The following is a 10,051-nucleotide window of genomic DNA, read 5'->3' on the forward strand; positions in this document are numbered from 1 at the left end:
CTTCCCGTCCTATTGAGAAGCGATCTGCTGCGCATTTTTACCCGGCTTTTGGTGGTCGCATCGTCTTCCGTTCAGAGAGATTGACCTGCCTGGGGCATTTGTCAGACTGCCGTGCTAGGGTAGCCCAAGAGCTGGCTTGGCACTGGTTGAGATGCTGATAGGTGCATTGCATCAGCGACTGCGACGTGCTATAGTAGACCCATGCAGATCACCGCAATAGAGCCACTGGCGAATAAAAGCGAACTGGTAAATCTCTTTGTCGATGGTCACCACCTGCTCACGGTCAGTGTGCTGGTGGTGGAGCGCTTAGGCCTGGCTGTTGGCCAAGAGCTGAGCGCAGAGCAGCTAGTCCGCCTGCGGCGCGAGGCCGCCTTACAAGAGGCCCTTGATCGTGCCTTAAACTATCTTTCTTTCCGTCCGCGCAGTCGCCAGGAGGTGCATCATTACCTGCGACGGCGAGGCACGGCCCCAGATCTGATCGAGGCTGTGCTAGAGCGGCTCACAGAGCTGAAGCTCGTTGACGATCGGGCTTTTGCTACCTTCTGGGTAGAGTCGCGCGAGCGCTTTCATCCAGAGAGTGCCCAGGCTCTACGTAGCGAGCTACGAGCACGGGGGATAGCGCCTGAGATTGCCGCCGAAGTGGTGAACCAGGAGGACGATGAGGAGCGAGCCTTGCGCGCCGGGCGGAAAAAAGTGCAGGCGCTCTTGCGTGGTAAGGCTGGAAAGAACTATGAAGCGTTTCGCAACCAGCTAGGGGCCTTTCTCCTGCGTCGTGGCTTCAGCTATGAGACAGCGAAGCGAATCGTCCGTCAACTCTGGCACGAGAGCCGAGCCAATGCCGCCAACCTCGATCCTGCTGATGAGCCTATGGAGTAGTAGAGGCTCTAGCCGTTGGCGAGGCTGAAGCTGTTGCCGTCGCAGGGCTAGAGCCTGAGCTGCTTGCCGAGGGAAGCTGGACATTCGGCAGATTGGTAGGGTTCACTGGGATGATCTGGATGCGCTGCGGATCGTCGGGCAAAACATCGCTGCTGCCGCCTGTGAGATGGATAGCAACTGAGGCCGGATCGACGCCCGGTAGCTTCTGCAAGTAGGTACGCGCCTGGCCTACTTTCAAGCCTTTGATATGACTTCTCATGCTCTCCAGCTCATCTTGAGAGAAAAGATACTGGGCTAAAGCGGCGGCGGGTACCTTCAGCGTTGCTGTTCCCTGGTTGTCAACGTTCTGTAGGCTGACTTTGCCGATCTGCGTCGTCTTCAGTTGGGCATGTACACCCAGTTGCCGCTGAGCCTGCTGCCCCAGCATTTGCAGCACGAGCGAGCGAACATCTCCCAGGAGAAAGTACTCAACGCTGCCCTGTTCTGTCAGGGTAACAGTCACCGTACTACTCTCGACTCCGATGGGGGGATCGGTCTTTTCATCCACATCCGAGAAGACAATGTCTCCCACCTGCTGAGCATTTTGCTGATGGAGCTGACGCTGCAGGTCCTGGGTAATCTGATTGACCAGAATCTGCTTGGCCTGATTAGCCAGCCGGATTTGATCGACGATATCGACCGATTGCTTGCAGTCGAGGATCAGCAAAGTACACTTGCGGCCTGTGGTTGCTCCCTGCTGGGAAAGTGTTTTGCTCTCGCTAAGCACCCTGGCCGGGATGATCTTGTTGGTGGCATCAACCTGCTTGGCCTTGAGACTGGCAGTGATCGTAAAGACCTGTGAGAGCGCCGCCGTACGAGGAGTAATGTTGATGGCGGCGCTGGAGAGACCGGGCGCCTCGATAAAGAGCAGACCACCAATGAGCAAAAGGACCAGTGCAATAGTAACAAAGATCAGAGCCAGCAGAGGGTTCTTGCGCCGGCGCGAGGGGCGTCCCCCATAGCCGCCGGCGCCACCGGGGTCGCCGGGACCGCCAGGACCACTCAGATCGCGTCCCAGCTCCATGGTGGGCGCCTCGTAGTCTTCTCGCGCAAAGCTGCCTTGTCCCGAGAGAGAGAAGGACGGGCGAGCGGCGGACCGGAACGAGGGCCGCACTGGAGGAGTAGAGGGAGACTGGTCGGAGGCATCTTCTGAACGCTGCAAGGTCATCACCTCAGAAGGAGTATGGCCCGGTGAGGCTGGTGGCTGGAAGGCAGCTCGTTGGGCTGCCCCTGCTTGCTGACGGAGGCTGGAACCAGACACCGGCTGGTTCATGGCCTGCTGAGCTGCTTGAGCAAGCTCACTCTCCCGCTCATTCGCTCTGGTCGCCTGATAGGCTTGCTCAAAGGCTGCTAGCAGCTCTTCTGCGCTGTGGAAACGCTCCTCCGGGCGTTCGGCGGTCGCGCGTCGCACAACATAGGCCAGGGGCTCAGGGAGACGATTGTCTGCCTGCCCTTGAGAAGGCAACTGGCCAGTAAGCATCTGATACAGGATGACCCCCAAAGAATAGATATCGTTGCTGACAGAGGCCACCCCCTGCAGGCGTTCGGGGGCCATATAAGCCAGCGTGCCTACCTCTTTACCAGGCAGTGTCAAAGGCGCATCAGCGTGCTGTCCCTGGATGGTCGCGATGCCGAAGTCAATGAGACGCACGTAGACCTTGCCATCGGTGTTGCGATCAAGCAGCACATTGCTCGGCTTCAGATCGCGGTGAATGACGCCCCGGCGATGAATGTAGGCTACCGCCTGCACTAGAGCAGTAAAGAGTGTATAGACCTCAGCTAGAGGCAGAGGGCCGCGCTGAAGACGCTGGGCCAGTGTTCCGCCCTCGATATAGGGAGTGACAAAGAACAGTCGTCCCTGCTCCTCGCCAAACTCGATCAGCGGGAGAATATGCTCATGCTTCAAATGGGCATTGACCTCGGCCTCGCGCAGGAAGCGCTGGCGGGCGACCGGATCATGCACCAGGTCCGAGCGCATGATCTTGATGGCTACCTCGCGACCAAAGGCCGTGTGCTGACGGGCAAGGTAAACCTCGCCCATGCCGCCCACGTCGATCCGGCGCACCAGCTCATAGTTGCCAAAGCGCCGCCGATTGCTGGTGCCTAGCTGGCTCCTAGAAGAGCTATTTTCTGGCTCTGGTATAGGAAGACCGAATTGCTCCCTCATCTCCCACTCCCCTGGCCGCTGCCCCCTGCGGATAGGCAGAGAGACGCGCATCCAAGCTGAAGGACAGACAGAATCACACTGGCATCGCAGAGTATCGCACACCTTCAGGATGACTGCGATGCCTGCCTCTGCCGGTATTATACCCCGATGGCTACCGGTCGCCCACTGGAAGAAACTGTAGGTCCAGCCGGCTCTGGCGTCGTTTCCTCCTGATAGTGATCACGCAGCCAACGCACGATCAGGAGGAAGAGCACCACACCGATGATCGTCAGGAAAATGATCAGCAGCTCATCAAAGCTAAAGCTAGTGAAGCCTAGGTTCAACTGCCAGCCCTCAACCATTGGCCCCACCGGCGCAGGCCAAAGCTCAAGCGAGCCGCAGGCATTCCACAAAGCATGCTGCAGCACTGCGTACATCCAGCAAGCAAAACCAAGGCGGAAACGCCGCTTTCTAGTGCGGATCAAGTGATACCAGCCCAGGGCAACCATGCCACCACCCAAGCCATGCAGAAGGCCAGCCCCTGAGCGCACCAAGGCCACATGAGCCCAGTCGCTATAGCCCATGCTAATATAGCCGATGGTCTCGATCAGATCAAAGCCGAGGCCGGCGCTCATGCCCAGGATAAAAGCCTCAATACCACTGGCAACGCGCCCGCTGAGTAGGGCCACTCCCAGCGGTTTGACACTCTCCTCTATCAGCGGAGCCGTCACCACGGCCAAGATAATGGCAATGAGATTGAATTTTCCCTGGCAGGCCAAAATCGATGGATTGTCGAAACAGCTCAGGGTCAGCCCGGAGCCTGCCTCCAGCAGCATGGTGGCCACTAGCTCAAGGAGTGAGGCAAGCAAGATGCCCATCGTGGCCCCGCTAGTCAGAGCTAGTGTGAAGCGGCGCCAACTGGTAGACCAGCGAGCGCGGCGCAGCAGGCGCATGCCCAGCGTTAGCAGAGTCAAGGCGGGCAAGATGGCCGTGAGAATGATCAAAATGGTCGTTGCCGGCAGGAAAGAAACAGCTTGGTGAGCGGCTTGCAGGACCAGTCCTAGCCCTAGCGTAACCAGGTAACAGACCAGGAAGATCCAAAACGCCGGCAGCTTGAGGACACGGCTCGGCTTACCTAGGAGTGCCCTAATACTGTGATAGAGACAGAAGCTACCGCCAATCAAACCTGCAAACGTATAGGTCAAAAACTGTACTTCTGCTGGGTAGTAGACACTGGGACGGCTGGCATGGAACGAGAAAAGCCATATTGCTATGCTGGACAGGAAAAGCACCCCCAGCCCGAACAGCAGACAGAGCAGCGAGCATATCATGCCGAAGATACCTAACACTACCTGAGAATGATCTCGCGGGCGTGGAGGCACAGCGGCATAGCCGGGATACCAGGGAACAGAATAGCCTGAAGAGCCAGGAGAGCCCGGCCAGTATGGCCAGGCCGGATAGCCCTGGTACAATGGGGGGCCTGGGTACCAGTAACCTGGCCAGCGTGGTTCTCCTCCATAGCCAGGATAAGGGAACGACTGACTAGGGAAAGGATAGGCGGACATTCCTCCATAGGGTGTAGGCAGAGAGCCAGGCCACTGCCCCGGAGCCAGGGGTGTCATCGCAGGGGGCGAAGGCAAAGGAGGCAAGGCCGCTGGTGGGGACCAGCCGAACCCTGCTAGGCCACTAGCAGGGCTAGGACTGGCATGCTCCTGATAGGTAAACTGCGACCAGTCATCATGGTCCGCTTCATACTCCCCTGCGCTCGCAGCCTTGGCACTTGCTTCTCCACTAGCAGACGGACTCCCGGGCGCCTGAGGCGTGACCTCTCTCGCCAATGGCGCTCCCTGGCCCGCCACCGGCGTCTCTGGCTGTTGCTCCTCTCCGGGTGTGCTCTGTTCGGCCCGCTGCGATGGATTCTTCGGCTGAGCTGGCATCTCTTCAGACGCCTGTGTGGCTTTCTCTTGTTCTGAACTCACTGTCAATATGCCTTTTCCAGGAGCTTCCACTCTTGAACGATTGATTGCAAGACTCATTCAAAGCATATGACAAATGGCGAAAAATGTGAAGGGCCAAAATCTGGTATTCTTGCCAGAAAGAAGCGCCTGATGCCCTCTGGCTAGATACGGCCCTGTTCCTGAGCAAGCGTGCTTAGCTGATTGCGAACCTCCCAAAGCTCGGGATAGAAGACATCATGAATAGTACGTTCGAGCAGGGGCATAGGTGTGCCGCCAGTGCCCGTTGTCGCAGAGCCGATCATGCGCTCAGCGAGCTTATAATGTCGGAAGCGAAAGGTTTGCATCACTTCATCGTAATCGATTAGCGCCTCAGCGAAGGCATGCAAAAGGGGATAGCGCTCGGCGGAGAGATAGACATCGCGGAGCGAGATCCCGGCAGCATCCAGCAGAGAGCGGAAATCGTCCCAAAGTGGTGGAGAGAGGCGCAGCAGCTCACGATAACCGGGCGAATCGCTGCCAGCGCCTCCGGCCAGCAGCTGACGAAAAGCATGGAAGTCCCAAGGGGACATCGTTTCAAGCATGCGCATGTTCTCCAGCAGCAGGTACTGAATACGAATCACGCGCTGCAGCAAACGCAGGGCCTCGCTCAGATGGGCATCTCGCAACAAGCGGCTGATGCTGCGCAGCTCAAAGGCCGTTTCCTTCCACCACAATTCGAAGACCTGATGAACGATCTGAAATTGCAGCTCATCATGATGGGCCAGCTCTTCTTCTGGCTTCTGCAGAGACAACAGCTCATTCAACCGCAGATAGCGGGCGTAGACGCTCTCGCCGCGCGCGGGGCGTCGCACCTCGACGTGTCCAGGAGCCTTACTCATCGCTGTACCTCCTTCGTTGGAAAGCAGGAAAGCCGGCATCAGCGCCCTCTTTCTCCTCTCATACATACGAGTCAGAAGCACACTACTGATCATCATAAAGAAGCATACCATCCTCTGTGAAGGAGCGCTTTCCTCTCTCTGTAAGGGCCTCAGACAGGCAGGGGTTGAAAAGATGAAGAAAGGCTGACCTGCCTGGAGGCAGAGCTATGGTATAATCTTAGCGACATTGACAAGCCGACCAGAAAGGCTCGGGAACCACATGGAGCAGGCGGAACGTATTGCCATAGATGGACCGGCAGGTGCGGGCAAGAGCACAGTGGGAGAGCGCTTAGCACGCTGTCTTGGCTATCTCTACATTGATACCGGGGCGATGTATCGGGCCTTAACTTGGCTGGCTCTCCAGCGTGGAATTGACCCCCACGATGGGGCGGCTCTTGGAAGCCTGGCACGGGAAGCCAGCATTCTCATCGATCATCCTCATATTGACGACGGGCGTCAATATACCGTGACCGTCGGCGGCGAAGATGTCACCTGGGCTATTCGCAGTCCCGAGGTGACCCGCACCGTCTCGCTGGTCTCCTCCCATCCCGAAGTACGCCAGGTCCTGATCGAGGCACAACGTGCCCTGGCCCGTCCTGGCCGTGTCGTGATGGTCGGAAGGGATATCGGAGCTGTCGTCTTGCCCGATGCCGAGCTAAAAATCTATCTAACGGCCAGCCTGGAGGAGCGCGGACGCCGACGCTATGCCGAGCTACTGGAGCGCCTGGGGCAAGATCATCCAGCCTTGCCCTCCTTTGAGGAAGTGGTGGCCGATATTCGGCGCCGCGATGAGATCGATCGCGACAACATGCAGCCGGCGCCCGACGCCATTGTAATCGACACCGACCATCTCAGCGTAGCGCAAGTCCTGGAACGCATCTGTCACTTTCGGGGAAAGCGATGAAACAAGAAGTCAGCCTCTCCTCCGCCGGGCAGGAGCAGCCGGAGAGCCGGCAACCGCTACCGCGTCCGGCATCTAGTCGGCGCACAAAGGATCTCTATCAGCCATACGAGACTCCGACGCTGATCTATGAGATTCTGCGCATTCTAGCTGTTCTTTTACTGGCTGTGATCGCGCGCATGCGTCCGCGCGGTCGCCATCACATTCCGCGTCAGGGTCCATATATCGTTGCCGCCAATCATCTGGCCTGGACCGATATCCCCCTCATCCCTATCTATCTGCCCCAGAAAGTCGTCTACATGGCCAAGGAGGAAGTTTTTCAGGGCCGCTTGCGCTGGCTGGCGCGCTTCTTGGGGGCCTTTCCCGTGCGTCGCGGAGAGGGTGATCGCCAGGCGCTACGAGCGGCTGAGACCATTCTGAAGGCCGGTCGTGTGCTGGTCATCTTTCCCGAGGGCACGCGCAGCCGCACACGGACTCTGGCCCGCGCTCACGCTGGCCTGGGGATGATCGCCCTGCGCAGCGGTGTGCCCGTGTTGCCTGTGGCCATCTGGGGCAGCGAGGACCTCTTTAAGAAATTCCGCCCGGAGATCCATATCGTTTACGGCGAACCGCTCCTTTTTAAACCCCAGGGACCAAAGATCACCCGTGAGGAGATCGAGGAGGCCACAGAGCGTGTCATGCGTAGCATCGCTGCTCTGTTGCCGCCTTCCTACCGCGGTGTCTATGCCGAAGCCCCATCTCAGCCTCCAGAAGCGAGTACAGCAGCAGCCAATGAGTCGGCGGCCAGCGCCGAAGAAAGGCCCTGAGAGCGCGCGATACGCTAGCCAGCTCGCTATCGACTGGTGCTAGTTGGCCTGACCCCTGCAAACAAGCCTCTGCCTCTGATCACTGGCCGGCCTTCAAGACCTACTCACGCTATTGCCAGGAGCCGATCAGAAGCAGAGGCTTCGTGAGCGCCAAAGAGTCTATGGCTCAACCAACAAGGCTCAAACGCCACCTCCTTGGCGCTGCACTCTTCCCAAAGCCGCCAGGTAGTCACGCAGCATCACAGGCAGCAGAAAGCGCGCTTGAACGCTACGATGGGCAGCTTCACCCATCTGGCGCCAGCGTTCGCGCTCTTCTAGTAGCTGCAGCGTATAGCCAGCGGCACTCTCAGCGTCATCGGCAATAAAGCCATCGCGTCCATGCGTAATCTGATAGCGTACTCCCGTCGCCGAGGTACCAATCACCGGCTGATACTTCCACATGGCCTCAGTCACTGTCAGACCGAAGCCCTCACGACTTGAACGCTGGAGAATCACCTGCGAGAAGCGTTGGAAGGCATTAACCACCGGCGCTGTAAGCTGGGCCGGGTCCCAAAGCAGATGAATATCAGGGTCATCGCCCGCCCATTGCTGGAGATCGGCAAGAATAGCCTGCGCCCGAATGTCATCGCTGGCTTCCAACGCACCAACCAGGGCAACCTGAACCTCGGGACGCCGCTGCTTCACCAGGCGATAAATCTCGATCACCTGCCATGGATTCTTCCAGCGCCCAAAGCGTGAAACTTGCGTAATCAGGGGACGGTCTGGATCAATACCACAGCCTGCGAGAAGCTTCTGCCCCTCAGCCTCGCTCAGAGGGAGATGACGCTCACTGAATGGGTCGATGCCCAGTGTAATCACTGCCACACGCTCGGCGGGTAGCTGAGGGAAAACCGAGAATGGTGTATTAAATGTACATAAAGCGTAAGCATCAAGGAATTGGCTGATATATTGCAAGGCCGCCGGATTGGGCTGAGCAGTGTCAATATGGTTAAACCAGAGTGATGGACGCAAATGTGGGAAGAGCTGCCCCAAGGGAGCTAGCTGAATATCATGAACATAGTAAAGATCGGCACGCTCCTCAGCCAACGGCTGCATAGCCGATCGGAGCGAATCTAAAAACTGGCGCTGATCCTCAGCAGTGATCTGGCCTGGCTCTCCACCCTGCAGCATATCGGTGAGCCGGGCCATAAAAGTGGCAGCGAACTCGTCAAGCTGAACAACGCGCCAGCTATGAGGAATACCCAGCTCTCTGGCCAGGGGCAGTAACACGCGTAACAGGGCGGCTACTCCACCTCCCTGCGCCGTTGTATTAATATGCAGGACATGCAGACCCTGAAGAGGACGCGCTAGATCGTAGATCTCGGCGAGCAGAGCATCACTCACCAAGCCACGAAAGCGCTCCAATCCAGGTGTGGTTACAATCGTCATGACCCTCTCCTTCGCCCGCCAGCGGACGAAACGTGGCTCCTCGCACGATCACAAGTCACTGAGTGCAAATTGCCATCATGGATGGTCGCTTGCTAGTGGGCTTCCATAGGTGATTACAACTGAGCGCATGATTCCATTCCCGCCGTCAGCTTGCGTCTTGTGACGCTCCTGATCAGGAGCAAGCCTCTGGCTATTTTGGAAAAGAAGAGCCATATCTGCCCTCTAACAAGAGGTTAGCATCAAACGAGTACTATTCCTGCCTTGCCATGCTCCCCCTGCTAGATCTATTAACGGGCCTCTCTTGAAATAGCGGAGGAAATACTTGACAAACAGCCAGAGGTATGTTATATAGTCCTTGTCAGGAACTTTTTGGATGCAGAGGTTCACGTAAGTGGGCCAGTCGCCTACCTGCACGCGACCGCAACGGTATCCTGCATTCAAATGACCCCTCCTGCGCCAGCCAAATCATCTCTAGGAAAAGGGTGAGTAGGCGCCAGTCGCGATTTGCTGGGACAGCCCTGTCTGGCGGCGCTGTTGCCCCTGTTTTATTCATTTGCCTGTCCGGCTCCGTCCCTTTTGATGGGACAAGGCAGTTCCTGTTTTTTGTTGTTCACCATCTCACAGGGCGGGAAGCGTACATGGTGATTATGCTCATACAGTTACCGGGTCCAGAATATTGCCAACAGTTGAAACCTTGGACGGAATATCCGTTTAAGAAGGATAGCTGGGATTGCCCGGTGGGCTGCGCTTCCGCCACCTTCCTCTGCAGAAGTATCCCCAGGCATCACCTGCACTTTCTGCGAGGGCGGCAGGCGTAGCTTTCAAGGCAGTCAACGCCGGTCGACCCGCGTTCTCTGGTTCCTGTATCCGTCTTTGCCTGTGTGCGCGCGCGTGACCCACCGCGTCATGCTGTCGTCGTAATTTGTACCCTTCTGCGCGCTTATTACATTTTTTACTGTTATTGTTGTGTAATATTGTGA

At 57.5% G+C, this 10,051-nt stretch carries 7 protein-coding genes; 3 read left to right on the plus strand and 4 right to left on the minus strand.

What is annotated here, in order from left to right:
• Positions 1–201 precede the first annotated feature (201 nt).
• Positions 202–876 (plus strand): RecX family transcriptional regulator, encoded by a 675-nt coding sequence (locus tag IRZ24_RS11630; protein WP_297164240.1) that lies wholly within the window; start codon positions 202–204, stop codon positions 874–876.
• Here IRZ24_RS11630 and IRZ24_RS11635 read toward each other — a convergent pair.
• The 3 genes from IRZ24_RS11635 to IRZ24_RS11645 form a co-directional block, all read right to left on the minus strand.
• On the minus strand, positions 866–3,082 hold the full coding sequence (locus IRZ24_RS11635; RefSeq protein ID WP_297164243.1) for a serine/threonine-protein kinase: 2,217 nt from the start codon (positions 3,080–3,082) through the stop codon (positions 866–868). The two genes, IRZ24_RS11630 and IRZ24_RS11635, sit on opposite strands and share 11 nt — an antisense overlap.
• Before the next feature lie 137 nt (positions 3,083–3,219).
• Entirely contained in the window at positions 3,220–5,040 is a 1,821-nt protein-coding gene (locus IRZ24_RS11640) for a PrsW family glutamic-type intramembrane protease (protein ID WP_297164246.1), read from the minus strand.
• Positions 5,041–5,180: 140 nt separating this feature from the next.
• On the minus strand, positions 5,181–5,897 hold the full coding sequence (locus tag IRZ24_RS11645; protein WP_297164250.1) for a tryptophan 2,3-dioxygenase family protein: 717 nt from the start codon (positions 5,895–5,897) through the stop codon (positions 5,181–5,183).
• A 259-nt stretch (positions 5,898–6,156) separates the two neighbouring features.
• Between IRZ24_RS11645 and cmk the strand changes: the two genes are divergently transcribed.
• Both cmk and IRZ24_RS11655 read left to right on the plus strand, forming a co-directional pair.
• The gene (gene cmk / locus IRZ24_RS11650) at positions 6,157–6,840 is read left to right on the plus strand and encodes a (d)CMP kinase (protein ID WP_297164253.1); all 684 of its coding nucleotides are present in this window, start codon (positions 6,157–6,159) and stop codon (positions 6,838–6,840) included.
• A complete protein-coding gene (locus IRZ24_RS11655; RefSeq protein ID WP_297164255.1) occupies positions 6,837–7,643 on the plus strand; it encodes a lysophospholipid acyltransferase family protein in 807 nt (268 codons plus the stop codon). The genes cmk and IRZ24_RS11655 overlap by 4 nt, the downstream gene beginning before the upstream one ends.
• 180 nt (positions 7,644–7,823) lie before the next feature.
• Here the strand turns inward: IRZ24_RS11655 and IRZ24_RS11660 are convergent, their stop codons facing one another.
• Positions 7,824–9,071 carry a glycosyltransferase gene (locus IRZ24_RS11660; RefSeq protein ID WP_297164258.1) on the minus strand — a complete coding sequence of 416 codons (1,248 nt, stop codon included), beginning with the start codon at positions 9,069–9,071 and terminating at the stop codon, positions 7,824–7,826.
• Positions 9,072–10,051 lie beyond the last annotated feature (980 nt).

This window comes from Thermogemmatispora sp., assembly GCF_019683755.1.
Taxonomy (GTDB): domain Bacteria; phylum Chloroflexota; class Ktedonobacteria; order Ktedonobacterales; family Ktedonobacteraceae; genus Thermogemmatispora.